The 25,933-nt window shown below is 46.3% G+C and carries 27 protein-coding genes and 1 pseudogene; 1 reads left to right on the top strand and 27 read right to left on the bottom strand.

Annotation, left to right across the window (positions count from 1 at the left end):
- Positions 1-83 precede the first annotated feature (83 nt).
- The 22 genes from BUB35_RS07785 to rbr all read right to left on the bottom strand — a co-directional run bounded on the left by BUB35_RS07785 (position 84) and on the right by rbr (position 20,634).
- A complete protein-coding gene (locus tag BUB35_RS07785; RefSeq protein ID WP_072850680.1) occupies positions 84-707 on the bottom strand; it encodes a TetR/AcrR family transcriptional regulator in 624 nt (207 codons plus the stop codon).
- A 69-nt stretch (positions 708-776) separates the two neighbouring features.
- Positions 777-1,670, bottom strand: a complete 894-nt coding sequence (locus BUB35_RS07780; protein WP_072850678.1) for a conjugal transfer protein — start codon at positions 1,668-1,670, stop codon at positions 777-779.
- 15 nt (positions 1,671-1,685) lie between these two features.
- Positions 1,686-2,693, bottom strand: a complete 1,008-nt coding sequence (locus BUB35_RS07775; RefSeq protein WP_072850676.1) for a bifunctional lytic transglycosylase/C40 family peptidase — start codon at positions 2,691-2,693, stop codon at positions 1,686-1,688.
- The gene (locus tag BUB35_RS07770) at positions 2,690-4,822 is read right to left on the bottom strand and encodes a CD3337/EF1877 family mobilome membrane protein (RefSeq protein ID WP_072850674.1); all 2,133 of its coding nucleotides are present in this window, start codon (positions 4,820-4,822) and stop codon (positions 2,690-2,692) included. Before BUB35_RS07770 ends, BUB35_RS07775 begins: the two co-directional genes overlap by 4 nt.
- Positions 4,822-7,269 (bottom strand): conjugal transfer ATPase TcpF, encoded by a 2,448-nt coding sequence (tcpF, locus tag BUB35_RS07765; RefSeq protein WP_072850672.1) that lies wholly within the window; start codon positions 7,267-7,269, stop codon positions 4,822-4,824. Before tcpF ends, BUB35_RS07770 begins: the two co-directional genes overlap by 1 nt.
- Positions 7,256-7,645, bottom strand: coding sequence for a conjugal transfer protein (locus tag BUB35_RS07760; RefSeq protein ID WP_072850670.1), 390 nt, complete (start codon positions 7,643-7,645; stop codon positions 7,256-7,258). Before BUB35_RS07760 ends, tcpF begins: the two co-directional genes overlap by 14 nt.
- A gap of 108 nt (positions 7,646-7,753) precedes the next feature.
- Positions 7,754-8,257 carry an antirestriction protein ArdA gene (locus tag BUB35_RS07755; protein WP_060815475.1) on the bottom strand — a complete coding sequence of 168 codons (504 nt, stop codon included), beginning with the start codon at positions 8,255-8,257 and terminating at the stop codon, positions 7,754-7,756.
- 17 nt (positions 8,258-8,274) lie between these two features.
- Complete coding sequence (locus BUB35_RS07750; protein ID WP_072850668.1) at positions 8,275-8,772, bottom strand: antirestriction protein ArdA; 498 nt, start codon at positions 8,770-8,772, stop codon at positions 8,275-8,277.
- Positions 8,747-8,983, bottom strand: coding sequence for a hypothetical protein (locus tag BUB35_RS07745; RefSeq protein WP_072850666.1), 237 nt, complete (start codon positions 8,981-8,983; stop codon positions 8,747-8,749). Before BUB35_RS07745 ends, BUB35_RS07750 begins: the two co-directional genes overlap by 26 nt.
- A gap of 98 nt (positions 8,984-9,081) precedes the next feature.
- On the bottom strand, positions 9,082-9,471 hold the full coding sequence (locus tag BUB35_RS07740) for a DUF5301 domain-containing protein (protein WP_021421714.1): 390 nt from the start codon (positions 9,469-9,471) through the stop codon (positions 9,082-9,084).
- A gap of 197 nt (positions 9,472-9,668) precedes the next feature.
- Positions 9,669-9,890 carry a hypothetical protein gene (locus BUB35_RS07735; protein WP_010817890.1) on the bottom strand — a complete coding sequence of 74 codons (222 nt, stop codon included), beginning with the start codon at positions 9,888-9,890 and terminating at the stop codon, positions 9,669-9,671.
- A complete protein-coding gene (locus tag BUB35_RS07730; protein ID WP_010817889.1) occupies positions 9,887-10,027 on the bottom strand; it encodes a DUF3789 domain-containing protein in 141 nt (46 codons plus the stop codon). The genes BUB35_RS07735 and BUB35_RS07730 overlap by 4 nt, the downstream gene beginning before the upstream one ends.
- Positions 10,028-10,042: 15 nt before the next feature.
- Entirely contained in the window at positions 10,043-11,233 is a 1,191-nt protein-coding gene (mobT, locus tag BUB35_RS07725) for a MobT family relaxase (protein WP_077719249.1), read from the bottom strand.
- Between the two features lie 240 nt (positions 11,234-11,473).
- Entirely contained in the window at positions 11,474-11,878 is a 405-nt protein-coding gene (locus BUB35_RS07720; RefSeq protein WP_072850663.1) for a hypothetical protein, read from the bottom strand.
- Positions 11,879-11,885: 7 nt separating this feature from the next.
- The gene (locus BUB35_RS07715; RefSeq protein ID WP_072850724.1) at positions 11,886-13,265 is read right to left on the bottom strand and encodes an FtsK/SpoIIIE domain-containing protein; all 1,380 of its coding nucleotides are present in this window, start codon (positions 13,263-13,265) and stop codon (positions 11,886-11,888) included.
- A gap of 94 nt (positions 13,266-13,359) precedes the next feature.
- Positions 13,360-13,680 carry a TfoX/Sxy family protein gene (locus tag BUB35_RS07710; protein ID WP_072850661.1) on the bottom strand — a complete coding sequence of 107 codons (321 nt, stop codon included), beginning with the start codon at positions 13,678-13,680 and terminating at the stop codon, positions 13,360-13,362.
- A gap of 79 nt (positions 13,681-13,759) precedes the next feature.
- Positions 13,760-14,146 (bottom strand): YdcP family protein, encoded by a 387-nt coding sequence (locus BUB35_RS07705; protein ID WP_072850659.1) that lies wholly within the window; start codon positions 14,144-14,146, stop codon positions 13,760-13,762.
- A 16-nt stretch (positions 14,147-14,162) separates the two neighbouring features.
- On the bottom strand, positions 14,163-14,489 hold the full coding sequence (locus tag BUB35_RS07700; RefSeq protein WP_070087528.1) for a YdcP family protein: 327 nt from the start codon (positions 14,487-14,489) through the stop codon (positions 14,163-14,165).
- A gap of 235 nt (positions 14,490-14,724) precedes the next feature.
- Entirely contained in the window at positions 14,725-17,769 is a 3,045-nt protein-coding gene (locus tag BUB35_RS07695) for an SrtB-anchored collagen-binding adhesin (RefSeq protein ID WP_072850657.1), read from the bottom strand.
- A 363-nt stretch (positions 17,770-18,132) separates the two neighbouring features.
- Entirely contained in the window at positions 18,133-19,308 is a 1,176-nt protein-coding gene (locus tag BUB35_RS07690) for a D-alanyl-D-alanine carboxypeptidase family protein (RefSeq protein ID WP_072850654.1), read from the bottom strand.
- A 65-nt stretch (positions 19,309-19,373) separates the two neighbouring features.
- Positions 19,374-20,063: a DNA/RNA nuclease SfsA gene (gene sfsA, locus BUB35_RS07685; protein WP_072850652.1), complete on the bottom strand. Its 690-nt coding sequence runs from the start codon at positions 20,061-20,063 to the stop codon at positions 19,374-19,376.
- Positions 20,064-20,100: 37 nt separating this feature from the next.
- Positions 20,101-20,634, bottom strand: a complete 534-nt coding sequence (gene rbr, locus BUB35_RS07680) for a rubrerythrin (protein WP_072850722.1) — start codon at positions 20,632-20,634, stop codon at positions 20,101-20,103.
- A 162-nt stretch (positions 20,635-20,796) separates the two neighbouring features.
- Between rbr and BUB35_RS07675 the strand changes: the two genes are divergently transcribed.
- Positions 20,797-21,327 carry an ECF transporter S component gene (locus tag BUB35_RS07675; protein ID WP_072850650.1) on the top strand — a complete coding sequence of 177 codons (531 nt, stop codon included), beginning with the start codon at positions 20,797-20,799 and terminating at the stop codon, positions 21,325-21,327.
- Positions 21,328-21,367: 40 nt separating this feature from the next.
- Here the strand turns inward: BUB35_RS07675 and hydF are convergent, their stop codons facing one another.
- The 5 genes and pseudogenes from hydF to BUB35_RS19565 all read right to left on the bottom strand — a co-directional run.
- Positions 21,368-22,564 carry a [FeFe] hydrogenase H-cluster maturation GTPase HydF gene (gene hydF / locus BUB35_RS07670; protein WP_072850648.1) on the bottom strand — a complete coding sequence of 399 codons (1,197 nt, stop codon included), beginning with the start codon at positions 22,562-22,564 and terminating at the stop codon, positions 21,368-21,370.
- A 15-nt stretch (positions 22,565-22,579) separates the two neighbouring features.
- Positions 22,580-23,998 carry a [FeFe] hydrogenase H-cluster radical SAM maturase HydG gene (gene hydG / locus BUB35_RS07665; protein WP_072850645.1) on the bottom strand — a complete coding sequence of 473 codons (1,419 nt, stop codon included), beginning with the start codon at positions 23,996-23,998 and terminating at the stop codon, positions 22,580-22,582.
- A gap of 42 nt (positions 23,999-24,040) precedes the next feature.
- On the bottom strand, positions 24,041-25,102 hold the full coding sequence (gene hydE / locus BUB35_RS07660; RefSeq protein WP_072850643.1) for a [FeFe] hydrogenase H-cluster radical SAM maturase HydE: 1,062 nt from the start codon (positions 25,100-25,102) through the stop codon (positions 24,041-24,043).
- Positions 25,099-25,365 (bottom strand): TM1266 family iron-only hydrogenase system putative regulator, encoded by a 267-nt coding sequence (locus tag BUB35_RS07655; RefSeq protein WP_072850641.1) that lies wholly within the window; start codon positions 25,363-25,365, stop codon positions 25,099-25,101. The genes hydE and BUB35_RS07655 overlap by 4 nt, the downstream gene beginning before the upstream one ends.
- 427 nt (positions 25,366-25,792) lie before the next feature.
- Positions 25,793-25,933: pseudogene (locus BUB35_RS19565) on the bottom strand (IS200/IS605 family transposase); the annotation flags it as partial.

The following is a 25,933-nucleotide window of genomic DNA, read 5'->3' as shown; positions in this document are numbered from 1 at the left end:
TCTGGTCTCCTTTATAAATTATACATGTTGTATGTATGTATATTGTTAAAAAATAAAATTGTCTTTCGACAATCTTATTTTCCCTATGCATTTTCTTTGCATAGTTCAACGATTTCATCGTCGATTACTGGAAGTCCTAATTTGTCCATGACTTCTTTAATCATTAAAAATTTTTCCCATGTTTCCTCTGTTGTCATTGGATATATAGTAGGTATCGACCAGAAGTTAGTTAAAAGAACAAATAGCTCTGCCAGTAATTTTGCATGTTCTGTTTTTATAGAGCCGTCCTTTATTCCTTCTTCTATCAATTCTTGATACATAGGAGCCAACTCTTGATTACTTTCAACCAATTTTTTCAAAAAAGCTGGACTTCCCATGAGTTGCATTGAAGCCATACTTAATTGATGATGTTCCGTTTCATCAAATGAGGTTTTTAAGACAAATTTTAATTTTTCCAATCCATTTAATTCTTTATGACTTTTGGCTTTTTCAAAAGGATTAGTTTCATAGAAAAGTTTTTCGCACAAAGCGTCAAAGACTTCTTCCTTTGATTTAAAATGGTGGTAAAAAGCTCCTCTAGTCAGTCCACCCATTTCACTTATAATATCTAATACCGTTGTTTCTTCGTATCCCTTTTCTAAAAAAAGTTTTAAAGAAGCATCTAGTATTTTTTGAATAGTTTCTTCTGGATATTTATTTCGTGGCAAATTTTCACCTCCATACATGCACCTTACATGTATAGAGTATCATGCAGGGTGCATGTATGTCAATATATTTCAGTTTATAATCTTCCAGTTGCTATCTTTATGAAGCGTCAGCTCATACTGTGAAATCTGTGTCGCCTTTGTCTGATTGTCAATGAATTTCACCGCTACGCTCACTTTCACGTTGTCGCCGTCAGCCGTAAATACAGGATTGACAAGCTCGGAAAAGAGATAGTCTCCGTTTATCGGTTCAAGGGCATTTCCCTCTACATAGTAGGCAAGCTCCTTGTCCGTTGCAGTAGGGTACAGCTTAAAGAATGTTTCCAGAAACGCCGTAGCGTCATTTATTGTGTCAGCGTCCACACTGTTGTCTGCTTCCTGTGTCTTTGGTTCATAATCGGATTTTTCCATAGCGGGAGCAAGGGTCGGGTTCTGGATAATCACCATATCCCCGTCAGCGTCCACATGGACGGTCACGGTATAGGTTTCTGATACGTCCCTTGTCTGGTCGCCCTCTTTTATCTGTTGATCTATTTCATAGACGACAGAAAAAGCGTTCTCCCCAGACTGTTCCACGTCCCAGATTAGTACGTCCGTGACTGTGGAGCTGGTCGGTATATCCGTTCTCACCGTATCAACATTCAAATCCTGCAATTCCTGTGTCAGATATGCACTGATAGCCTGTGTCCTTGCTTCGATTGCTTCCTTGCTGTTGCTCCATGTGTAATAGGACTTCGCAAAGTTCTTTACAAAATTTTCTATGCCGTTGGTGTCATTCAAGCGGAGCTGTATGGTTTCTATCTCATGCGTGGTGTGCTGGTCGATAGCAGTAAAATTCTTATACACACCAAAGCTCACGCTTGCGATAAGCACCACCCAAAGGGCAATGACGGACTTCTTATGCGTCCCCACTTTCATAGTACGGACTTTCTTTTCCTTTATCGGTTTTTCTTTCTTCTTGAACATGATTTCCATTCCTTTCTATTGCTTAATTCTGCCAGCCCCTATCAAATGCTGTTGCCAGTAGGAGCTTGTAAGGTCGGCATAGCCTATCGGGTCGCCAGCGTGGTACATCTGGTTATTTCCCACATAGATACCGACGTGAGTTACATATGTTCCCGCATTATAGGTACTGTGGAAGAACACCAAATCCCCAGCCTGTGCCTGTGAAAGCGGGATATGCTGGGTAGCGTCATACTGTGCCTGTGCCGTTCTCGGCAGACTGATACCCGCCTTGCCATAGCACCATTGAACCAGCCCCGAACAATCAAAAGAAGTATTAGGATTGCTCCCGCCGTACACATAGTCCCAGCCTTGATATTTCAGAGCTTCGTTCATTATCTTCTGTGCCAGCTCGCCCGATACTTGATTGACGGTGAGATACTGGCTGACAAGCTCCACATAGAACATATTCCCATACCCGTAACGCCAGCCACCATTGCGGGCGACAGCGATAGGGTTCGTGTAGGTGACTTTTGTTCCACCCGACTTGTTACGGGCGAAGTTCTCTGCCAGTGTGAAGCTATGCTTTTTCCCGTTGGAAGCTACATAGTCAATATATCCACCGCCATAGTTATAGGACTGTACCACGACGTTTATATCCTCTATGCCTTGACTTTCTGCTGAAGAAAGCAGGGACGCAAAATACTTGCACCCCTGCTTGATTGAGCTTTCTGTATCTAAGGAGTTAGGCGGTAAGCCCATGCTCTCGGAACTCTGCATAACGTCCTCAGCTGTCCCGCCACTTTCCACCTGTATGATTGCCAGCAGATAGGGGACGTACTCGGAAATACCGTACTCTTTAGCATATTTCTCTACCATAGGCTGATGTTTCAAGACCTCTGCGGAAAGGTTCATGCCCGTAACCCATGAGGAAGAGCCACCGCCCCCGTCGTCGTCCTCGGCACTGATAAGCACACCAAAGAAAAGCACTATCGCAATGAGAAAGGGAAACAGACTGCCGATAATGGCGATATGTCTCAGCTTCATTTCTTACGTCCTTTCTTTTCCGTGGTGTTTATGGTCGCTTTCTTGATATTTCGTTCTTTTCTGGTGGTCTGTCGGTTCAGTTCCACACCGTTAAGCCTTGTCCCGTGTTTCTGTGGTACAGGTTCATCAGATTTTGAAGCCAGCGGACGTTCCTTGACAGATTGTGGCGTGGTCGGCTCGGTATGTACCTTGTCGGTAGTGGCAGGACGCTTGATTTCCTGCATTTTTCCTGTGTCTGTCTTAGAAGAGGTGACAGGTCTTTCATGGGGACGGGTAGCTCCTGTTGTCGCTGATCCGTCCGTCGTTCTTCCAACCTGTTTTGCTTCCTGTGCCTTTTGAAGCTCCATACGCTTGTCAGCGATATTCTGTCTATGCTGTTGGAGCTTGTCGGCACGTTCGCTCTGTCTGGTTTCCTGCCCCTGCACAATGCCACGCTTGAAGTCGGACACATTTGCTTTTGCCTTTTCCTTTGCGGAGTGTACGGCATAGGCGGTCTGGGTCGGCATATCCTTGATATTCTCCTTGACAGCCGTTGCCTTGTCCTTGACCTTATTTTTTGTATCAAGCACCGCACCCACGGCTGAACCAGCTCGGCTTCCCAAAGAAGCATTTTCTCGGCGTTCTTTTCTGCCCGTACCAGCTCTGACAGATTTTCCAGAACCGTCATTCATGGCTGTTCCGGCTACTGTACCAGCCACCGCACCAGCGACACTTCCAGCACCGACAGCCCTTGCGATACGGTGTTCCATACGCCTAGCCCTGTGTCGCATGAACAGATAAGGACGACGGAATATCCTGCGTCCCATGCTCTGGCTGTCCCCAGCGTTGAGGGAGAACATACTCATAAGGTCGCCCAGCTTCATGTAGATACCCGCAAAGCACACTATCTGTAAGAACGCAATCATAAAGAACGGGTAATCGGTGGATATGTTGTAGAACATACTGGAAATACTGAAAGCCACCGTAACAATGAGCGTTATTCCCGCCCTTGTCATAATCGTATTGAACACTCGCACGATTGCCTGTTTCGCCATGTTCTCATAGCTGGGTATCATGCTCAAAAGAAAGCTGATAGGCAGGAACATGGCAAAGATGATAAATAGTATCTGGGAGAATATCATCATGCCCGTAAGCAGGAAAACGAATATCGTTATCCCCAGATTGAAGATAAGCAGGAAGAACACCATTCCCAGACGGTTAATGACCTGCGGTATCGTCAGATTGTCGTTGTCGTTGTCCTCGATTTCCGTTTTCACCACGTCCTCACGGGTCGCCCCGTCGGCTGCTGACGGACTGACCGATACCAGAGCTTCCACACGGTCAGCCCCGATTTCCTCTATATCGCTGTTGCCAAATTGCAGAAGTAGCCACGGCTGTTGTACCTGTATGGAGAACAGGCTGTCCCTTATCAAGTCCACGCTGTCTTTTCCCGCACTGTCGCTGTCGGGAAGCATTATCTTTGTCCCCAAATTCAGCGAAGCCGTGGAAATGTCCGAAGAAAAGTCATTGATTTTCTTGATATAGTCGGGAGCGTAAGCGATAAAGGAAGCGGACACGATAAACACCACAATAAAGTTGATAACGGCGTGAAGTGCCTTGCTGGTTTCTCGCTTTATCAGTCCCGTGTAGGCAACATAGATACCCACGATAAGGATAATGAGAAGCAGGAAGCCCACATAGAAGCCAGTGCTTCCAAAGCCGTTTTCCGTTACGCCAGCTAGGGTCTGTATGCTCTTGCCGATACTGTCTGCCATGTCGTTGATAAAGTCCAGCTTATACGCCTGCTGGACGACGTACCCTGTGGCGTTGCTTAGATACAGGCTGATAGTCCAGATAAAATTGGTGATACAGTACAATCCGTACTGTACGGACTTCCCGATACCGTCCAGCCAGTTCCACGGAAGCCAGCCCCAGCTATTGTCCACATAGAAGTCAAGCTGGTAGTTTTCCAGCGGGTACTGTGAGTAAAGGTTATCCGCATTGACGGTATCATCTACCAGCCCCGTGGCATGAGCCACCGTCCCGAACAGGGAGAGGAACACAACAGAGGTAAAAATGACTATCAGAGCAATCTTGAAAAAACGAAAGAGCTTCTTTTTTGTCAGAAGCCCCTTTATCCTATCTTTCATCACTCCACCTCGCTTTTCACGGGCGGTCTGGTATCAAAGGCGTGCAGTAATTCTTCAAAGACTGGGTGTATCTGCACCACGCCCACACGCCCGTACAAATCTTGAAGCAGGCATTGTCCGTTCTCCAAGTCACGAAGTCGTTTCTGGTTGTTCTCGTCGTCCTTGTCGATACCGAAAAATTCAAGGGTCTGCTTTATCTCGTTGATGTCCGTAGAACGGAAAGCGAATTTCAGCCCGATATTGTTCTTTAGGCTCTCTTTGGACACGTCGCCAGAGGATTGCGTGACGAAGTACACGCCCGCCTGCATAGCACGTCCAGCTCTTACCAGCTTGTTTGAGAGGGTTTCGCCCTGTGCCACGTTGAGGAACGCCCACGCTTCATCTAAATCCACGATTTTAAAGATACTGCGGTCTGAATGAATGAAGTCTAAGGCAAAGGTACTAATGACAATCAGCATAGCCACGGACAGCAGTTCAATGGTCGTGTATTCCTCAAAAGTCGTGTCCTTGTCGGGGAGTACCAAGTCTGCCACCTGTATGATGTTGAGCTGGTTGTCCAAGCTGATAGCGTTAGACACCGAACCGTCGGAAAACAGCAGATGTGCAAAGTCATAGTCCGTAAAGCTGTCGATATGGTCGGCAATGTTGCGGGCAATCGCCGTATCCTCTCTGCGTAGCTCGTCTATCACATGGAGAAGTCCTCGCTGATCGCTCTGGGTCACGGCTCGCACCGCTTTTCTAAGGACAGGGAACTTCTCGCCGTCCCTAGAGGAAATCCCCGTAAGGAATGTGAGAATGTCTATCGCCAGACTTTCAGCGTCTTTTACATTCTTCATAATCACGAACGGGTCAAGAAGCCCTGCGTTTTCCTTATCGCTGGTAAGGTTGACGATATTGATTTCATGGGCTATCTCTGGGAGCGTTTCTTTCCAGTTGCCACGCTCGCTCTTAGGGTCGAGAATGACCGCCTGCCCGCCAAAGAGGACGGAATAATAGACAATCAGATTGTTGCAGAATGACTTTCCACCGCCAAGACTTCCCACAAAGGCAGAAGCCAGAGCGTTGGTGACTGTCCCCTTGATACCCTGTGAAGCAAGGGACGGCTGTAAATATACATTTCTTCCTGTGTCCACGGAATAGCCGATATAGATACCTGTATTCTCGCCAAGCTGTTGCGTCGCACCGAAGCCAAGCCCCGCCAGAAAATCACTCTTGACGTATTGCACATAATCATTGATATAACGCTTGCTGGCGGGGAGAAATTCAGAGTGAAGCCCCAGCATATCCCCAGCAGGTCGGACTAATTTTACATTGAGGTCGTCGTAGAAGTCCTTGACCTCATCACAGCGTCGTTTCAGCTCGTCAAGGTCGGGAGCTGACACACGGATAACGTAAGAAAGTTTATACATACTTTCCTTGCTCTGGTCTAAATCGGTTTCCAGCTCGTCCACGCTGTCTAATGCGTCCACCACATTTGAGCTGGTTTCGCTCCCAGACTGATAGGCGTGGTTATCTAAATCTTTCAGCTCCTTTTTCTTGTTGCGGACAGTCGATAACGCTTTTCTGTTTCCCACGATTTCTACATTCATGCTCGTATCAACAGGGAAAGTGAACTGCTGTTGCTGGAAGTAAAATATCTCACTGGACGGGAAGTCCAGCTCACCCACAATCGCATTGACGGTAAAGTAGGACACGAAGCTCTCGCTGTCCTCATGTTCCAGCCTTATGTATCGCTGGCTTTCCTCTATCAGACAGCGGGTCGGACGGATAAGGTCGTACTGCTTGATGAGCGTTGCCTTTTTCAGCTTCTTCTTTGGAAGCGAATATTCGTAGTCCTCATACGCCACGCCGTCCCTGCCGTAGATATGCTCGATAAGATAGCCGAAGTCGTTCTTATCCAAGCGTCGGAACTTGAAACGGCGGGAGATTTTATTTTCCAGCAGTTTTTCCATTTTCATGTAGCGGTTGATTTCATCATCTGGCATAGAGATAAAGTCATTCATCAGCGTATGGTTGACCTCGTTCAAGAACTCTTTGAATGTCATAAACGCCGATTTCTTCACACTTTCCAGAGTGACTTTTTCCTCGGTCACAATGAGCTTGAAGCCGATAAAAAAGCGGTAGTCCACTTGATTGTCGCCAATCATGGACACAAGGGCTTCTGTTTGTTCGTCTATCTTCTGTATCGCCACATCACGAAGTCGCCCCGTTACCAGCTTTTTTGACTGTTCCTGTATGCTTCTGACGGAGCTTTCCGTTGCTATCTGCAAGGCGTGTATCTTCCCCTCACGGCTCTGTGCGATAAGCTGACGAAAGCTGTCATGGACGATAAATTTCTGTTCCGCTGACAGAAAAGAATAGTTATACGGTATCAGCTCATAATAGGCGAATACCTCATTGTCCTTGTTCCAGACAAGGTTGTTGTCGATATACTTAATCGGGAACATACATCACACTCCTAACCGCCGTGACGGGTTCGCTGAACACTTCCTTTTCCAGCTTCACGGCTTTTCCTGCATATGTCACTTTTGGTCGCAGGGCAAATGTAATCTGCGATTTCAAGAAGCTGTAAGGCTTCTTGCCGTCAAAGGTCTTTTGGCTCATGAACCATGTGAGGGCAACGGGAATACCGAAGTATTTTAAAAATGCCCCCTCGATAAACGATAACGGCGGTAAGTCCCCCAAGAGAATGACGGCAAACTCCGTAATGACAAACCACGTTATCTGGGTAAAGGTAACGGGAAACGGGAGAGTAAAGTCATTGATTGCGTACAGCACTTTTTCCACGTTCCAGATACCCGTGTAGCTCTTAATCTTCTTCAATTCGTTTCAGCTCCTTTCGTTATAATGGAAAAGGACAGCCGTTTTTCAGACTGTCCTTGATAGAAAAAGCTGACAGTAGCGACCTTGCCTGTCGCTGATCTGCCAGCTCTAATATGGTATCTCGCATATCCCACGGCTTGTTTCAATGAACGTCCCCTCTATGGACAAGTCCCTGCCGTATGCTTCATAGTCGATATAGTTCTGCAACGGTAGCGGTATCTGTCCCAATACCTGCAATTCGTCAATGAAGTAATAGGCAACGTCGGTCATGTCCCCGCAGTCTGGATAATAATAAATCTCGTCCTTATGCTCGTAAACTTCTTCCAGACTTCCATAGTAGGAAACAAACTCGTCCAGAGCGTCCGTGATATAGTCGGGAAGCTCACAAATCATGTCGTACATTTCATTGAGTTCTTCAATGGAGATATACTCCCCGATTTCAATAGGGAAGTTGTCGGTATCATGGACAGCGTATTCCTCATAATAGCTGTTCAGCCCGATACGCTCCGCAACATCTTCCTCGTCGATAGGGAAAGAAAACCAGTCCCCGACAAGTTCGCCCTCGTTGTACTTGCCAAGATTAGCGATATACACCCTCATGTCGTCAACCACAGGCACACACCTCTTTTCTACGGAAGTTCATAGATACCGTGGTCGGTTTCCACAAAGCGTCCGTTGTCGTCAAGATACTGCCCGTAGGCTTCAAAATCGAAATAGCGAGTGACACTCTCACTAAGGGAAGTAAAGTCTGGGTCGTTGTATAGTATATGGCGGGCAACGTCCGTCATGTTCTTACACCATGAATAGTGGATAATGTCGTTTCTGTATCGGTGCAGTTCATCAAGGTTAGTGAAATAGCACATCAGCTCCCCGTAGTCCTCTTTCAAGTCAGAGGGCAGGCTTTCATAGGTATGGTACAGGTCGTCGAGCCTTTCAATGGTGGTATCTTCCTGCACTTCATCAGCAAAGGGAAGCTCCTTGCCCGTGATAGAGTAATAGTCTGTATCTACATCAATCCCCAGCAGTTCTTCCACCTGTTCCGTGTCGATAGGCAGGGTGAACCAAAAGGCTCGTATCTCGCCGTCTGTCGGTTCTCGTGCTTCAATCTGCACACGCATTTCTTCCATGTTTCATCACGTCCTCTCTTGTCAACGCTTCCTGTATGACGGCGTAAGGCACACCGAATACATAGCGTGAAAAATCTACTAACTGTTTCTTAGGGTAGTCAGACAGGCAAAGGCGTTTCATCTCAAACCAGACCGCACGCTTGTAGTAGGGCAGGTCGGAGAGATACGGACAGCCGATTTTTGCCTGCATATCGGTAAAAATATCTTTCAATCAATCACTCCAATCTTAAATTTGAGTATAGAAAAAGCGGTTGATCTCCAATGGAGTAACCGCTTTGTGTCGGGATATGAAATTGCTATAGGTAGGATTTAATTAGTTTCTTGTAACCGTTTGAACAGTTGACTATCAGTTTTATAAATTCCCTGATATGGCTGTTCAATATAGTATTTACTACTGTCCTCATATACATAAAGGATACTTGTCCCTGTTTTGAACTGAAAATCAATTTTGATATAATTTTCAACTTGTGGAGTATCTTGAATGCTTTCCTTACTAGTAGGTTCAGAACTAGAAATATCTGAAATTATTTCACTTATCCAAGCTTTATCTGTATGATTTACTTTGTTTTCCCCGACGGTTATATCAACAGATGTAATATCGTCTATCTGAGGTAGCGTAATAGGGTCTGCTTTTTTTTCACATGCAACTAAAGCTAATATACAAATAAAACACAAAAATAAAGAAATATATTTTTTCATAGGCATATTACCTCCTCAAGCTCTGATTTATCTTTCCTATATTCACAGTATATCATCTAAAAAACAGCCATTCAATGAAATTCATAGCGTGACTATCTTTTATCTGTGTACCATTCCGTCACCCCCTTTCATTCCCCCTATGCCCGAACTCCCATAGGGGGGACAGGTAAGTTTGCGTGACCGCAAACTGCTGATTGTTACGCTCCAATGATACGGTTGAACAGCTCTAACAGCACGTCCTTGACACCGCCTGCATTGAATACCAGCCCGACAGCGATTAAGGCAATCACAAGGAAGCCGATTAACTTAGAAAACTCTCTTTTAAATCCTAAGTAGATACCGATTACCACGATTGCCATAAGCACCAAGCTCTGGGCGTTGCTTAAAAACCAGTTGTATAAATTCTGTCCGAAATTCATTCTTTATCAATCCTTTCTTTTTTGATTTCTTCCATTTCTTCATCAGCCATTTTGCTGACCTGTGCGATACACATAAGGACGACACCGATACCCATTCCCAGCGATACCAGCACCAAGTCCTTGACAAGTTCTGCCATAATCTCAATTCTCCTTTACTCTGTGATAAGCTCCTCTGTGTCCACTGTCTGCTGTCTGATTATCTGCAAGTGCTTTTTTGTCAGCTTTGCGTTGTCCTCAATCTCTTTCAGATAGCTCGTGCTGTTGCCAGCGTCTATCTTTTTCAGCATTTTTAAGGTAGGTGCGACCTGTCGGCTTATCCAGCCCAGCGTCCTTTCCAATGTGTAAGGCTCTGGGGCTGTTGTCAGCTTGACAGGCGGGCGGTCTTTCCCGATAAACCACGCCCAGCGGTCATTGAGCTTCCAGTCTGTCTTTCGCTTCTCTGGTTCTCTGTCCACGAAGCGGATATAGTGATTGATGATAGAAAATGCCGTCTGTTCTGCGTCATAATGGGTCAGCAGTTCACGGACGGCATAATAAGCTCTTTCATCTTTCAATCGTATCTCGAAGCGGTTCTTTATGGGTGCTTCCTCAATCGGTATTCCCAGCTTTGCGTACTGTTCGTAGTTCTTCTCATAACAGCAGAAGTAGACTTCCGATTTCAGAGAGCCGATATACAGCGTGTGTCCCATGCCCGCCTTGTCCTGCTCGTTGTGCTTCACCAGCTCGCCCGAAGCATAGGACTTGAAAGAGCGGAACAGGGAAACACATTCCTCACGGTTGCATTTGGCGGTCAGATCTGGAATATCCAGTATGCCCGCCCTGTCGTTAATCGCAAGGTCAAGGCGTTTCATCACACCGCCCTCAATCAGAGCGTCCATGAGGAAGTCATACCAGCTACGCCCCTGTGCCAGCAGATAGCTTTCAAACTGGCGACAGCCTTTTCCTTTCAGCTCCAGAAGTGTGCCTTTTTCCTCGTCCTGCGAGGTGTAGACGAACACATCACCCAGATAGTAATGCTCTGTGTACTTGTAGTGTCCATAGTCCTCATGGAGCATATAGTCAACATTGAGCTTCAATATATCTCTGATAACGTGCTGTATATCCAGCGTGGGGAAACGGATACGCACATAGTCGAACAGCAGGAACATGGGAGCGTCGGGATTGAATTTCTCGACCGCTTCCATGAGCTTGTCCTGCATATCGTCCGTGAGGTTGACCTTTCCCGCTTCGATACGGTTCAAGTGTTCACGGCTGATACCAGCCATGATTGCAAGCCTCGTCTGAGACACGCCGTAAGATAGGCGTTTCTCTTTCAAGGCAGTTATAAAGGTGCTTTCATTCAGCCTGCATACCCCCAATCGTGAAAGTGTGATATTTTCCGCAGATTGTCACAGTCAGCCATGAGTGAGGGAAAACCCTTATGCCTAGCGGGATTTCCAGACTTTTTGACCGTAGTTTCCAGCGGAATTGTGCCCCTCTGTTAGATACCGAGGGGCTTCTTTCGTGGAGCAGGGCAAGCCCTGCTCCACAGGACGGCTTACACGGTCTGGGTCGCTTCGCTGACCGTTCCCGCCGTCAGTGGTTCAGCCTATTCTTGTCATGCCCGTATAAACTACGATAACGTCGGTATCAGCAGAAAGGCATTTTCTGACAATATCCTTGTCAATCTCATATTCATGGTATATCTGTCTGAAAAAATCCTTATCCACCACAAGAAACGTAAAACGGTAGTTGAAGCCATGAATGGAAAGCCATTCGTCCAGCACCACGGAAAAGAGCAACGGAAGTTTCAATCTCCCAAGTCCCGCTTCTGTCAGAATATCTTCCATGTGTGCATGATAGGCTTTTGTCGGAAATTCCTCACATTTATCGTCAGTCGTGCCAGCGACACTTTCCAAATCCGCAAGGAAGCGGTCAAAGTCTACGCAGACACCCACGACGTGCAAATCTGCGGTAGGGTCGCTGTAACCCATTTCTAAAAGTCCCATATATTTTTCAATTCTCCTTTCGTTCATCTGATACGGATTGCCTTGCCAGTGCAAGAGAGCCGATAGTCTGTAAAAAATCATGCCCCTTTGGTACAAGGGGAGTGTAAAACTCCGATATGACGCTCGTTCCCACATCACAATAGCCACGTCCTTTGATACGCTTCTGGAAGAACTGCTTCTTTACGTCGCTTCCAAAGAGCATACCGTAGCCAAGTTCGCTAATACGTCCCAAGCCCACACGGAAGTTGAAGTTATCTCTGATACCGTCGCTGAAATACTTTGCGTCGGGACGCTGGCAGGCGACAATAAGGAAATAGCCCGCCTGTCTGCCAAGCATGACGATTTTCTTTAGCTGGCTAAGTAGGCTCATGCTTTCCTTTGTCCCCAGCATTTCCAAGAACGCCACATACTCGTCAAAGATAAGGAAGCAGGGCGGTAAGCCCAGATAGGCGTAGTTCTCGCCCGTCTTGTAGGCTGGGTGGCGCTTCATTTCCTCGCTTCGCTGTACCATGCCCTCATAGAACGCATTGACGCACTCAATCATATCTTCTTTGGTGTGGTACACGTTATCCATGACCGTACCCAAGTCCGCAAGGTCGGCGTTCTTAGGGTCTAAGATGTAAAGCTGGGCGTTGGTCTGCAAGAGGGCTTCAATGATTGTCAGCAGGAAATAGGTCTTTCCACCGCCAGTCCCGCCACAGATAAGGGCGTGAGGGAGTGCGTCGTATTCCCATGTAAGGTTCTTCATCAGACGCAAGCCCCCGTTTTCAGCCTTTACTTCGTCAATCGTGATACGGTTCGCTATCATGTCATAGAGCAGGGTGTACTCGATATAGCCGTCATGGAGCGTCTTGTCGGTCAGTTCACAGTAAAGCCCGCTTTCCAGCTTATCTTCCAGACGTAAAAGCTGGTCTTGATACTTTCCCAAAGAGATTTCACAGAGGATATGGAGCAAGCCCGTTTCCATTTGATAATAGATTTTAGGAAACCAGACGATTTTTTCCCTTGATCTGCTCTGCAGGTCAGTGAAAAAACCGCTGTCCTGTATGGTCTGTGCTTCATACCACTTGTTGTCCAGTATCATGCGTGCCAGCTTTTGACGGTGCGATAGCTTCTTGAAGCTGTCATAGCAAAAGCGGTAATAAAGAAAAGCGACCAATGCACAAACACCAGTCGCTATCAAAATCGTTATGAAGTTGTAGGTGGAAAGCGTTATGCCATTATCTAGTAAACTGAAATGCTCCCAATCGGTACGCATGAGCTGTCCCATGTTCAGTAGCAGGAGAACCGCCACGAGCAGGAGCAGGAGCGTACCTGCACAGAAGCGGTACACAAGGTTCTTGTCGCTGGCTCTGATACGCTTTCCCTTATATTTCAAAATGTTCATAAACACCCCTTTCTGGATATGGAAAAAGCGGTCAATCATAAAGACCAACCGCTTTGTGTAATACTGAATATGAGATTGTTAAATTAGGAGTTGTTTATTTCTTCTTTTTTGGTTTTGGGGCTGGCAGTTCATCATACATTGCATGAAACAAGCCTGTCAAAAATTCCTTATTATCAACTTCATCTACCAACAACATCTCTTTTGCTCCCTCATAGGGTAATTCATACGGAGCTGTCGGCATATAACTAATTGCTGATTTTACTGGTTTAACAAGTAATCTATCATCATAGATACCGCCTACAATCTTGCCACGATAATAAATAATAAATTCTCCCATCATAGCTCGGTAAGTAATTTCTTCTAACTCAGATAGCTGCCCTAAAATAAACTCTAAGTATTCCTTGCTTGATGCCATATTTCCACCTCAAATTCTAATTTATAGAATTATTATACCTCTATCCAGTATCACCTACAATGAAAATATGCTTTGCTGATTATTTTTTCTGTTGTCCCTGTGGAGCATGGTTCTGTGGATTGCCTGTGGGCTGACTGCCTTTATTTTTCAACACAATGTCGTCTGCCTTGATGTACCACTCCACATCTGCCCCTCGGTAGTTGGCATTAGCCACCGTATCGGCAACGGGATTGATAAGCTCCACCTCGGCATTGTACGGATAGTCCTTGACAGGGATTTCCGCTGGGATAGATACCTGTATCGTGCGTTCCTGCTGACTGCACTTCAAATCATAGGTTCTACGCTTGATTTCCTCGGTGGTCGTCCCGTCCTCATTCTCTACACGCACCTCATGTCTAAGGGCAGAGAATTTCAAAACACCGAAAGTCTTTTCCTTATCTAATACAATTCCATTCGCTAATCTCATAATCTGTTATCCCCCTTTACTTGCTTTCCTCGACTGGAAGCATATCGTCAGCGTTTAAAATATAGTTGGTGTAGCCACGACCTCGCACGTTCTTTCCCTCGGCGGTAATCTTAGGATTGACGAGCTTTACTTTTTGCTCATACTTGAAACGCTTCTCCCCAGCTTTTGCGGGAAGCACCACGATAATGTCGTCGGCTCTCTGAATGTCGGAATACAGGTTATAGCTTCTTGTCACGGGAACAAAGCGACCATTGACACGCTGTTGCTCCACGTCATTTTCTCCTGCAAACTCCAAATTTCCAAAAGTCTGTGCCATGTCAGGCACGATATATTTTAATTTCATGTGTTCATACCTCATTTCTATAAAATCTGTTGGTTGTTCATGCTTTTATTCTGGCTGGCGGTGTGATACCAGCAAGCCCCCAGACCGTCAAGGGCAGGTAAATGCTTAAAAGCACCCTTGACCGTCCGTGTGCTTACAGGTGGGTGGCGGACAAGCCAGAATAAAGGGAAGCTCCGCCGTTTCCATGTGTCGGCGGGGAGCGTGATTTCTTCATCATCATAAGCAGACCACCCGATTAAGAGCGTCTACGCTTGATGAAGTATGTTCCTGCCACGCCTGCACCAGAAAGAACAAGAAGCCCTAAGAATAAGGCAATGTTTGTGTTGTCGCCTGTCTTTGGAGCGTCCGTTGTCTTGCTCGGTGTATCTGGTGTGGTCGGCTGTTCTGGCTCTGTTGGTTCTTCTGGCGTTTCTGGTACTTCTGTGATTGTCACCGTCTGCCCGTCGTCCTCAATGTCCTTATGCTCTGTAACCTTTGTCGGTTCGTCTGGATTGCTCAAATCGTATAATTCCTCAAAGGTCACAAGCTCTTTCCCGTCCAGCTCGGAAGCGTCGAAAGTAAAGGCAATCTGGACTTCCATGCTTTCACTGTCGGCAGTAAAGGTATAGTCATTCTCGACACGCTCTCCGTTGATGATAAGCTCGGCGTTTTCGTCCTTAATCATCTGCCAGCCTTTGAGCTGATACTTTGTGCCGACTTCCAATCCGTCAAGGGTAACGGTATCAATGATTGTCACGTCTTTTCCTGCTTCAATCTCTTTCTTTCCGTCCTCGCTGGTCGCTGTGGTATGGATAGAGATGATACGCTCCGTGATAAGCACCGTCTGTCCCTCGTCGTCAATGTCCTTGTGTTCAGCCACCTTTACAGGCTCGTCCTCATTGGAAAGGTCGTAAAGTTCCTCAAAGGTCACAAGGTTCTGACCGCCCAGAGAAGAAGCGTTGAACGTGTATTCCATTTCAATCTTCATTTCCTCGCTGTCGGCTGTGAATGTGTAATCACTTTCCACACGCTGTCCGTCGATAAGAAGCTCGGCGTTTTCCTCTTTCAACATCTGCCAGCCTTTCAACTGATATTTTGTGCCTTTTTCCAGCCCGTCAAGCGTAACCGTGTCAATGATTGTTACCTCTTTGCCAGCTACGATAGACTTCTCGCCGTCCTTGCCTGTGGCTGTGGTATGGATAGAGATTTCTTTCTCGTATTCATCAGTCAGTGTCCCTAAGTCAACGGTCACATTGTTTCTGGACACCACGATTTCAAACGGTGGGATAAGCTCAAAGCCTTTGTTGCCCTCACAGCGTAATTCCTCAATGATATAGGTATCATAAATCAAAGCACCCTTGCTGTCGTCTGGCTCGCTTGTTCCAAACCAGATACCGTCCTCGCTGGTCTTTCCTGCATTGGTGTTATGCTTATGGGAAGCCCAATCCGCAGAAGTGGAGAATTGCCCGTTATCGTCGGTTACAATGATGTGGCTTTCTCCTGTCGTCTTGCTGGTGATCCTAAACGGAACTCCCGCAAGACGCTTGTGTGTGCCAGCACCAATCTTCACACCCTCTAAATCGCCACGCTTCACTTGATTGTAGATTGATGTGTCTGTCCCCGTAAGGTCAACGATTTTTCCGTCCTCTGTGATTTCAAATTCAATCGGTTCTGCACCGTCCGTCAAATAGCCCTCTGGTGCTTTGCTTTCCTCGATACGGTATTTTCCATAAGGTAAGAGGTCAGCGGAAGTAGAAGCCACGCCCTCAATGTCGGTAAGGATTGTCTTTACCACGTCGCCTTTATTGTAGAGCTTTCCCTCAACAAGTACGGCATTGTCATTTAAGGAAATGATTTCAAATTCAGCGTCTTTCAAGGTCGCACTTCCTTGACCTTTGGTATCGCTGGTTTCCAAATCTCGTTTCTGGATTTTCACACCGCCACGGATAACCTTGTCTGATACATGGCACTGATTACTTCCAGACAATACGGCAATATCGCCGTCCTCGGTAATCTGTGTAAGGTACATTCCCTTAATCTGTTCCTCGCTTCCGTCAGCCTGCATATATGCACCGTCAAGAAGATAGCCGTCAGGAGCTTTCGTTTCCTCAACGGTCAGCGTTCCTAAAGGAAGCACGTTCTTACCGTCCTGTGTATAGAAGCTATCCCCAGATACTTTGTATTCATCAGAAAGGCGGGAAACGTAATGGATAGTGCCGTCGCTGTCCTTTTCAGCGATTGTCTTTGTCACCCATGTTTTTGTCGGCTCGCTAGGGAGATTGTCAGCGGTATAGTGTCCCACATAGAATTTCCATGTGAACTCCGCACCCTCTAGGGAAGCGTCGCCCTGTGGAGCGTCTTTCTGTGTTTCCATGTCAATCTTGAAAAGCTCGATAAGTGTGTCTGTGACTTTTGGCGTATCGGATACGTTCAAGGTCGCTGTCTTGCCAGCTTCCACATTTAAGGAATACACTGTATTGTCCACCTTGTAGCCAGCAGGAGCGGAAAGCTCTTTGATGTAGACTGTGCCAGCCTTTACTTCCACAGTATCAGTATTTCCGCTGTTATCTGTCGTAAGGGTGGCAAGCTGTTTTGTGCAGTCCTTATCAGAATAGACACCATAAGTCGCACCAGCGATAGAGTAAAGCCCGTTCCCGTCGGTAATGCTGGTGTTACTGGAAGTCTTTTTAAGAGTAGCGTTCCCTACGGCAAGTTTCGCCCAGAACTGTCCAATGTCCTGTCCCTCGCCAGAGTAGATATAACCGCCACATTCATAGCGTCCCTTGTTCTCGCTGGCAAAGGCTTTCGCCCCAGCGTACACCTCGTCCTGTATCGCTTTTGGGATTTCATCATAGGAAGCTCTGACATTATCGCATTGCCAGCCCAGATGAACGCTCAATCTCTGCCATACGACACACTGTTCAAGAAGATAGACCTGTTTATAGTTCAATCCGCTGTGACTTTGTGTGTACTGCTTGACATATTCCAGAGAGAGGGCAACGTCGGAAATCTGGTCGTAGCTCATGCGTGTGCTTGCGTCAGCTCTGGTCTTATAGCCGTTCTTGAAGTTGGTGTTGATGTCTACACAGTAGGCAGTTTCACCCTCAACTTTCATATAGCCCTCATTAAATGTCGAACCGATAGAGCCGTCATTCATCACTTTTTCAATGATACCGACACGCTCGGCACTTTCTGTCCAGTATTGCTTCTCGGAAGCGTGGACTGCCGTTGTCGGCAAAGCGGTAACGATAGTCGCAAAGGCAAGAAAGCCTGTGGCTAATCGCTTCAATATCTTTTTCATAGCTTTTAAAATTCTCCTTTCGTTTGGATATAGAAAAAGCCGTCCATTTCTGAACGGCTGGAAATAGAAAAGGAACGTCAATATCGGCGTTCCATAATCTACTTGCGATATTCAATTTTTAGTTTTTCAATACTGATGTGCTGTACCATATCTTTGCAAATCTGGGATTTCTAACGTATCAAGGCTCATTCAATGGTAGTAAAATCGTAGTAATTTGAAGTATTTTAACCCTTGAAAATGCTGATAGATACAGTGTTTTAGCGGACAATCAGATTTTTAGTTGGTTTTTTTTCTAAAAAATATTGATTTCATCAATCAGAAAAAGGCTTTGAAGTCTAAGTACTTCAAAGCCTTTCGTTTGCCTTAACACCATCCTGCCAACATCCGCCGCAGCATGGTATCCACATTTGCCTTTTCCACATTTTCTCCTGCGGTCAGTTCCACTCGCCCTATTTCTTCTCCATCACGAAGATATACCAGTTCACCAACCTTTGTACCTGCTTCCACAGGTGCGGAAACCGCCGGTAAAAGTTCTGTTTTGGTTTCCCATTGGGCTTCTTTTCCTTTTGGCACCAATACGGAAATTTCTTCCGCTACTACCGCTTCCACCGTATCCGTCATGCCTTTTTCCACAGGTACTTCTCCCATGGCATAGCCTTTTTCTCGCCCTTTTTCAATAGCGTAATTGGCAAAACCATAGTCCAAAAGCTGCATCACTTCCCGGAAACGGACTTTATAATCCGGTGCAGCCATAACAACAGCAATGAGCCCCATACCATCTCGTTCCGCTGTTCCCGATAGACAGTACAGCGCATTGCCTGTGGAGCCAGTTTTCAGTCCCGTTGCACCATCATACCACTGAATCAGTTTGTTGGTATTGGTCAAACCAAAGGTTTCTTCCCCGCGCCTTGTTTTATGTACGATGCTATCCTGCCATGTGGTGGTATATTCCTTGATTTCCGGGAAATTCTCCATCAATTCCCGGCTCATGAGTGCGATGTCGTAGGCGCTGGACACATGCCCTTCTGTATCCAACCCGCAGGCATTGACAAAGTTCGTATCCTCCATGCCCAATTCTTTTGCCCGCTCATTCATTTTCTGGACAAAGGCTTCCTCGCTTCCTGCCAGAAATTCCGCCATGGCAACAGCCGCATCGTTGGCAGAAGCAATGGCAATGGATTTTGTCATGTCTGCCGCTGTCTGGGTTTCCCCTTCTTCCAAAAACACCTGAGAACCACCCATGGACGCCGCGTGTTCACTGACCTGTACCGTATCTGTCCAATCAAATTTTCCATCCCGTTCTCCTTCGTAAATGAGCAGCAGTGTCATAACTTTCGTAACACTGGCAGGGGGCAGAGCTTCATGGCTATTCTGTTCATACAAAATGGTGCCCGTATCTTCTTCCATGAGCAGGGCGCTTTTGGAAGTCAGCCCAAGGTCTGTCAGGTTTTCATACTGCTTTTCTGCCGCCAATGCGGGCAAACAGCAGCCAACACTAAAAAGCAGCGTGAGGACTGCTGTCAAAACTCTATGCCTCATGTATTTTTCCCTCCGTATTCGTCATTACTAAACTTTATGTCCGAATCCTTCGGGATATGTCTGTTTTACAATTCCACAGGAACAGGCACATCCAAGCAAAATCCTGTTTCCCATACCTTACAATCATAAGCCAATACTTTTACCCCTGCCTGAGCCGCCTTTCGCAGTGCTTCCGCAAACTTCGGGTCACGAGCTTCATGGGGACGGAAAACGGAAACGCCTTTCATCTGCACCAGAAACAGCACCGCACTCTCGTAGCCTTTTTCCACCGCTCCTGCCAGTTCCAGCAAATGTTTTGCGCCTCTCTCTGTGGGAGCGTCTGGAAACATGGCAACACCATTTTCCTCCAGCGTTACCCCTTTCACTTCCAGAAAGCCTTTCCGCTCTCCCGCTTCATAATACACGTCGAAACGGGAACCACCGAATTTCACTTCCCGTTTCACAAATGTCACTTCGCCAATTTCCTGTATCTTCCCTTCCGATAAAGCCTCTGCCGCCACGGCATTGGGTGCCTGTGAATCCATATTCACCAGCATATCCCCTTTGTAGACAGCAATAAGGGAATGTTTTGTTTTCCGGTTTGCATTGCCGCTTTCCTCCAGAAATACCCTTGCCCCTTCCTGCAATAATTCCCGGCACCTCCCTGTATTTTTCACATGCACCAGTTCTCTTTTTCCATCCAGTTCCACTTCCGCCAGAAAACGATTGGGGCGTTTGTAAAATACAGCTTCTCTGATTTGATTCTGATATTCCATTTGGTTCCTCTTTTCTATGTAATGAGAGGTTTCCCTCTCAATAATTGGTCGCTTTCCGCTCAAAATATGCTTTGGGATGTTTGCAGACAGGGCAGGCTTCCGGCGGCACTTCCCCAACATGGACGTGTCCGCAGTTGCGGCATACCCATACTGTCTTGGCGTTATCTTTGAATACCTGATCATTTTTGATTCTTTCCAGCAGCATGGCGTATCTTGCCTCATGCTCTTTTTCTACAGACGCCAGATTCTGGAAAAACATAGCGATTTCTGGATAACCTTCATCTTTGGCGATGGTACTCATGTCCTGATAAATGGAAGTCCATTCCTCATGTTCCCCCGCAACGCCTGCGGTCAGATTGGCTTCTGTTGTGCCAATGCCATTGAGAAAGCGGAAAATCTGTTTGGCGTGCTGCCGTTCATTATCTGCTGTTTCCTTAAAAATGGCGCCGATCTGTTCATAGCCTTCTTTTTTCGCCTGACTGCTGTAAAAATCGTATTTATTGGCAGCCATGGATTCCCCCGCGAATGCGGCAAGCAGATTTTGTTCTGTTCTTGTACCACTCAAGTTCATACCGTAAAAACCCCTTTCTGTCAAGTCCTTCTTTCTCAGTTTATCCCCATTTTTCCAAAACATACATTTCCCCACATGGTTTTGAAAAAAAAGCTGTTTTCTTGCAAAACAGTGTGATATGATAAAAATCGAAATTTTAACAGAAACAATCAGGAGGTTTTTATGAAGCAATCCACAAAACAACTGACCGTCAGCGCTCTGCTGTTTGCTCTGGGACTGGTACTGCCCTTTTTGACAGGACAAGTCCCGCAGATCGGCAATATGCTGCTGCCCATGCACTTTCCCGTTTTTCTCTGTGCCTTTCTCTGCGGCTGGCAATATGCGCTGTTTTTAGGCTTTCTGCTGCCCATTTGCCGCAACATGATTTTCGGCATGCCGCATATGTTCCCCGTTGCCATTGCCATGGCATTTGAGCTGGCAGCCTATGGACTCATTGCAGGGCTGATTTATGGACGTTCCAAACAAAAATCCACAGCTTCTCTTTACATCGCCCTGATTTCCGCCATGATTCTTGGACGCGTGGTATGGGGCATTGTGGAAGTTCTGCTGCTGGGTATTGGTGAAAACGCCTTCACTTGGCAGATGTTCCTTTCTGGCGCCTTACTGGAAGCTATCCCCGGTATCATACTGCAATTGATCCTGATTCCAGGCATTTTGGTGGCATTGCGCCGCAGCGGACATTTTCCTCTTTGAACATACAAAAAGACCATAGGAACCTATGGTCTTTTTTATATTAAATCAATGTATACAGCTTCGGAAAAATTTCGATACTCCGTTTCAAAATGCCTGTCATATATGCAATGGCAATGCCATAATTGGTAAAGGGAATCCCTGCGTCAGCGGCACATTTCTGGCGGTACGCCACTTCCCGTTCATTGAGCATGCAGCCACCGCAATGAATCACCAGACGATAAGGTGATAAATCCTCAGGAAAATCCTTACCGGAAGTATGCACCAATTCCAATTCTTTTCCTGTATGCTGCCGCAGCCAACGAGGAATCTTCACAGTGCCGATATCCTCACATTGTCTGTGATGGGTGCAGCCCTCACAAATCAGGACTTTCTCCCTATCCTGCAAGGTTTCGATGGCTGCCACCCCCTGCACAGCGCCTTCCAAAAAGCCTTTATATCGTGCCATGAGAATGGAAAAGGATGTCAAAGGAATATCCAACGGCGTATCCTTGCTGACCTGTGCAAATGCCTGACTGTCCGTAATGACCATGGCCGGCTTTTTTGCCAGACTTTCCAATGTGGTTTTCAGTGTATTTTCTTTCGTTACCACAGGAATGGCATCCGCCTCCAGCAAATCCCGAATGGTCTGCTGTTGAGGCAGAATGAGCCGTCCTTTGGGGGCAGAGCTGTCGATAGGAGTCACCAGTACCACCAAATCTTCTGCCTTTACCAAGTCTTTTACCAGCATTCGTTCCTTCTGGTTTTCTTTGCCCAATGCGGCAATGCGTTCTTTCAGTTCTTCAATGCCTGTTTTCAGAAGGGCACTGACTGCCACATCATTTTTTCCCGATAAAATGGGCAGTTGCAGGTCGCTTTTGTTATAAGCAATGAGGAAAGGAATCTGTTTTTCCTGAAATAAGTTCAAAAGTTCTTCATCGGCTTTCGTTTTCCCTGCCACACTATCTACCACCAGAACAGCACAGTCAATGCGATTGAGAATCTGCTTTGTCCGTTTCACACGCTGCTCTCCCAGTCCACCTTCGTCATCAATACCAGGGGTATCAATGATGAGAACAGGACCAAGGGGCAGCAGTTCCATGGCTTTTGTCACAGGGTCTGTGGTGGTGCCTTTCACAGGTGAAACCACCGCCATTTCCTGATTGGTTACCGCGTTGACTAAGCTGGATTTGCCTGCGTTGCGGCAGCCAAAAAATCCGATTTGCACCCGTTCTGAAGATGGTGTATCCTGTAAACCCATAAAAACCTCCTGCCTTTAGAATCGGAAATCCCGATTGCCTTTTTCGATTTCCTGTAAATGATGCACAGTAATTTCTCTGACTTTTTCTTTGGGAATATTCCCCAGTTCTTTCTGAATCAGCGCTTCCCCGATTTTCTTTGTATCCGGCGAAGCATAGTCTTCCAGATATTCTTTCAGGGTCATGAGGGCGTTGGGATGACAGCAGTTCTGAATCTGCCCACTTTTGCACAAACTCATGAAGCGGTCGCCAGTACGTCCTTCCCGATAACAAGCGGTACAGAAACTGGGAATATAGCCCAAATCCATAAGCCAATGCACCACTTCGTCCAATGTTCGTTTGTCGCTCACATCAAACTGTTCCGAATTTTCATCTTCTGGTTCTTCTTCACAGTAACCGCCTACGCTGGTACGAGAGCCGCCGCTGATCTGAGAAACGCCCAGATGCAGTGCCCGTTCCCGGACTTCCTTGCTTTCTCTTGTGGAAATAATCATGCCTGTATAAGGCACCGCAATGCGGATACATGCAATGATTTTCGCAAAAATTTCATCATCAATGCCATTGTCAAAAGCATCGGGGTCGATGTCGTCAGCACGTTTCACACGAGGCACGCTGATGGTATGAGGACCCACACCATGTACGGCTTCCAAATGTTCCGCATGCATCAAAAGTCCCGCAAATTCATAAGCATACCGTTCCAGACCGAACAATACCCCCAGACCTACATCGTCAATGCCGCCCTCCATGGCTCTGTCCATGGCTTCAGTGTGATAAGCGTAGTTATGTTTCGGACCTGTGGGATGAAGCTGTTCATAACTTTCCTTATGATAAGTTTCCTGGAACAAGATGTATGTACCGATGCCTGCTTCTTTCAGCATCCGATATTCTTCCACAGTAGTTGCCGCAACGTTCACATTCACACGACGGATAGCACCATTTTTATGCTGAATGGAATAGATGGTCTTGATACATTCTAAGATATATTCAATGGGGTTGTTAACTGGGTCTTCCCCTGCTTCCAGGGCCAAACGCTTATGCCCCATATCCTGCAAAGCCATAACTTCTTTGACGATTTCTTCTTGTGTCAGTTTTTTCCGAGCAATGTGTTTATTTTTGGCATGATAAGGGCAGTACACACAGCCATTGATACAGTAATTGGACAAATACAAAGGCGCAAACATGACAATACGATTGCCATAAAAATCTTTTTTCAACTGTTCTGCCAAAGTGTAAATCTGCTGGATTTTATCGGGCATTTCACATGCCAGCAGTACAGAAGCTTCTCTGTGGGTAAGACCTTTGCGCAGTTTTGCCTTTTCCAAAATTGTGTCGATGAGTTTTTCATTGTTCTTGTTTTCCTGGGCATAAGCCAAAGTGTCCAGAATTTCTTCGTGGGAGATAAATTCCTCCGCTTTCATTGATTTGGGATCATACATATTCTTTTCTTCCTTTCTTCTAGGTCAGATTTCTCTTTCCTGTCAGTGATTTTGTTTTTTCATCATGGGGCTGTCACCTCTGGATATGGCAACGGTATAGCCCATATCCGCCAGTTCTTTTTTCAGCCATTCAATCTGCTCTGCCGCTTCCGTCCCCATGATACGCTTGTTGTCATAAAGGGTATACTTTTTCCGAGCTTCCATGGGTGAAAGGTTTGGCATAATGACATTTGCACCACAGACAATGCCCCATTCCTTTCCCGTCGGCAAAAGCGTCCGCAATGCCGTTGTAGAGGGCAGCAGCACCTTCGGCAAAAGCAGACGTATGACAGCAAGCAAAAACAACGTCAGCTCTCCCGAACCGTTTTCATATTGGGCAAAAGGCGTATCCTTCTGAGAAAGAAAAGGACCAATGCCTACCATATGGGGTTGAAATTCCTTCAAAAACCGAAGGTCTTTCACCAGATGCTCCAATGTCTGATGGGGTGAGCCTACCATAAAGCCACAGCCCACCTGATAGCCAATTTCCTTCAAATCCCGCAAACACCGCATACGGTTTGCAAAGTCCATATCAGATGGATGGAGCATGGCATAATGGGATACTGTTGCTGTTTCATGGCGCAGCAGATACCGATTGGCACCAGCGGCAAAGAGCTTTTCATAGCTTTCCCGACTGCGTTCCCCTACAGAAAGGGTGATGGCGCAGTCGGGATGATTTTTTCGGATGGCAGATACCAAATGGCACAGACGTTCATCGTCATACCACATATCCTCGCCGCCTTGGAGCACAAATGTACGAAATCCCAAGGCATAACCAGCACGGCACGCCTCCAGAATTTCTTCTTCCGTCAGACGGTATCTCTCCGCCTTTCGGTTGCTTTTGCGGATACCGCAATAATAGCAATCATTTTTGCAGATGTTGGAAATTTCCATCAATCCACGGATATAGATTTCTTTGCCAAAAACCTCCTGACAAAGTTTTTGGGCTTCTTCCTGCACATAAGGCGCCACTTCCTGCCGATGTTCCAAAAGATAGAGCAGTTCTTCTTCCGAAAGATCGTGTTCCGTGACCAGTTTTTCGGCTAAATTTGCCGCAAAACTCATGCCTTCACGCCAGAATATACAGTCTTGGACTGGATGCCAGGCAGGTTGCCGATTTTGCCGGACAAAGCGGAAATCACATCCTGAGGAGCATCAATGGCAATGCTGATAATGTTCACTTTTTTCTCACGATAAGGAATGCCCATTCTGCCGATGATGTATTCCCGGTATTCGTGGAGTGTTTCGTTGAGCACATCTACAGACGCTTCCTGTTCCACAACGATGCCAATGACCGCAATTCTGCTTTCTTCATTTTTTGTTTCCATATTTCCATACCTCCTATTGGTTTGATAAAAGAAAAACCGTACCACGAAAGGTACGGGAAAAAGGGCATAGCTGCCCTGTATTTCCATACTGTACCTTCCGCCGCAAATTTCTTTTTGGTGTCAGGAACCCATGGGTTCGATATGTTATGAAAAATCATATACTGCACATTGATTCTACCATAACCGCCCCTGTAATACAATGATTTTATCATGCCCACAAAACATACGGAAATCATAACCACGCCTAAAAGACGTGGTTTGCACTAGCCCTATAAGGGCTTAATCAAAACCACCCGTTGAACGGGTGGTTTGATCAGACCCTATAAGGGTCTATCTCTTGTGGTAGCCCCCTAAAGGGGGCATTGAATAGTCTGGCAACCACACTTTTAACTCTGGCTGCCCCCTACTCGGGGGCACTTTTTATGCCTTATTTCACCGGCTCACCCGTGAACGGGTCTGTAAATTCCTTTAAACTTATTTGATCATTCATAATATCATCTTCCAGCTGATTTTTGATGTATTCTTTTATTGCCGTTTCATATCTGCCTACTGTATCTACAAAATATCC

The sequence above is a fragment of the Anaerotignum lactatifermentans DSM 14214 genome (assembly GCF_900142265.1).
In the GTDB taxonomy this organism is placed as follows: domain Bacteria; phylum Bacillota; class Clostridia; order Lachnospirales; family Anaerotignaceae; genus Anaerotignum; species Anaerotignum lactatifermentans.
This window is presented reverse-complemented; position numbering and strand designations above follow the sequence as displayed.

Coding starts and splice junctions, on each gene's coding strand:
- BUB35_RS07675 (WP_072850650.1), top strand. CDS start 20,797: ATGAAGCAATCCACAAAACAACTGACCGTCAGCGCTCTGCTGTTTGCT.
- BUB35_RS07695 (WP_072850657.1), bottom strand. CDS start 17,769: ATGAAAAAGATATTGAAGCGATTAGCCACAGGCTTTCTTGCCTTTGCG.
- sfsA (WP_072850652.1), bottom strand. CDS start 20,063: ATGGAATATCAGAATCAAATCAGAGAAGCTGTATTTTACAAACGCCCC.
- tcpF (WP_072850672.1), bottom strand. CDS start 7,269: ATGTTCCCGATTAAGTATATCGACAACAACCTTGTCTGGAACAAGGAC.
- BUB35_RS07770 (WP_072850674.1), bottom strand. CDS start 4,822: ATGAAAGATAGGATAAAGGGGCTTCTGACAAAAAAGAAGCTCTTTCGT.
- BUB35_RS07710 (WP_072850661.1), bottom strand. CDS start 13,680: ATGGCATCAAGCAAGGAATACTTAGAGTTTATTTTAGGGCAGCTATCT.
- BUB35_RS07735 (WP_010817890.1), bottom strand. CDS start 9,890: ATGAATTTCGGACAGAATTTATACAACTGGTTTTTAAGCAACGCCCAG.
- rbr (WP_072850722.1), bottom strand. CDS start 20,634: ATGAACTTGAGTGGTACAAGAACAGAACAAAATCTGCTTGCCGCATTC.
- hydE (WP_072850643.1), bottom strand. CDS start 25,102: ATGAGTTTTGCGGCAAATTTAGCCGAAAAACTGGTCACGGAACACGAT.
- BUB35_RS07705 (WP_072850659.1), bottom strand. CDS start 14,146: ATGAGATTAGCGAATGGAATTGTATTAGATAAGGAAAAGACTTTCGGT.
- BUB35_RS07720 (WP_072850663.1), bottom strand. CDS start 11,878: ATGGGACTTTTAGAAATGGGTTACAGCGACCCTACCGCAGATTTGCAC.
- BUB35_RS07700 (WP_070087528.1), bottom strand. CDS start 14,489: ATGAAATTAAAATATATCGTGCCTGACATGGCACAGACTTTTGGAAAT.
- hydG (WP_072850645.1), bottom strand. CDS start 23,998: ATGTATGATCCCAAATCAATGAAAGCGGAGGAATTTATCTCCCACGAA.
- BUB35_RS07690 (WP_072850654.1), bottom strand. CDS start 19,308: ATGAGGCATAGAGTTTTGACAGCAGTCCTCACGCTGCTTTTTAGTGTT.
- BUB35_RS07780 (WP_072850678.1), bottom strand. CDS start 1,670: ATGTTCAAGAAGAAAGAAAAACCGATAAAGGAAAAGAAAGTCCGTACT.
- BUB35_RS07740 (WP_021421714.1), bottom strand. CDS start 9,471: ATGAAAAAATATATTTCTTTATTTTTGTGTTTTATTTGTATATTAGCT.
- BUB35_RS07750 (WP_072850668.1), bottom strand. CDS start 8,772: ATGGAAGAAATGCGTGTGCAGATTGAAGCACGAGAACCGACAGACGGC.
- BUB35_RS07655 (WP_072850641.1), bottom strand. CDS start 25,365: ATGGAAACAAAAAATGAAGAAAGCAGAATTGCGGTCATTGGCATCGTT.
- BUB35_RS07775 (WP_072850676.1), bottom strand. CDS start 2,693: ATGAAGCTGAGACATATCGCCATTATCGGCAGTCTGTTTCCCTTTCTC.
- BUB35_RS07730 (WP_010817889.1), bottom strand. CDS start 10,027: ATGGCAGAACTTGTCAAGGACTTGGTGCTGGTATCGCTGGGAATGGGT.
- hydF (WP_072850648.1), bottom strand. CDS start 22,564: ATGGGTTTACAGGATACACCATCTTCAGAACGGGTGCAAATCGGATTT.
- BUB35_RS07715 (WP_072850724.1), bottom strand. CDS start 13,265: ATGAACATTTTGAAATATAAGGGAAAGCGTATCAGAGCCAGCGACAAG.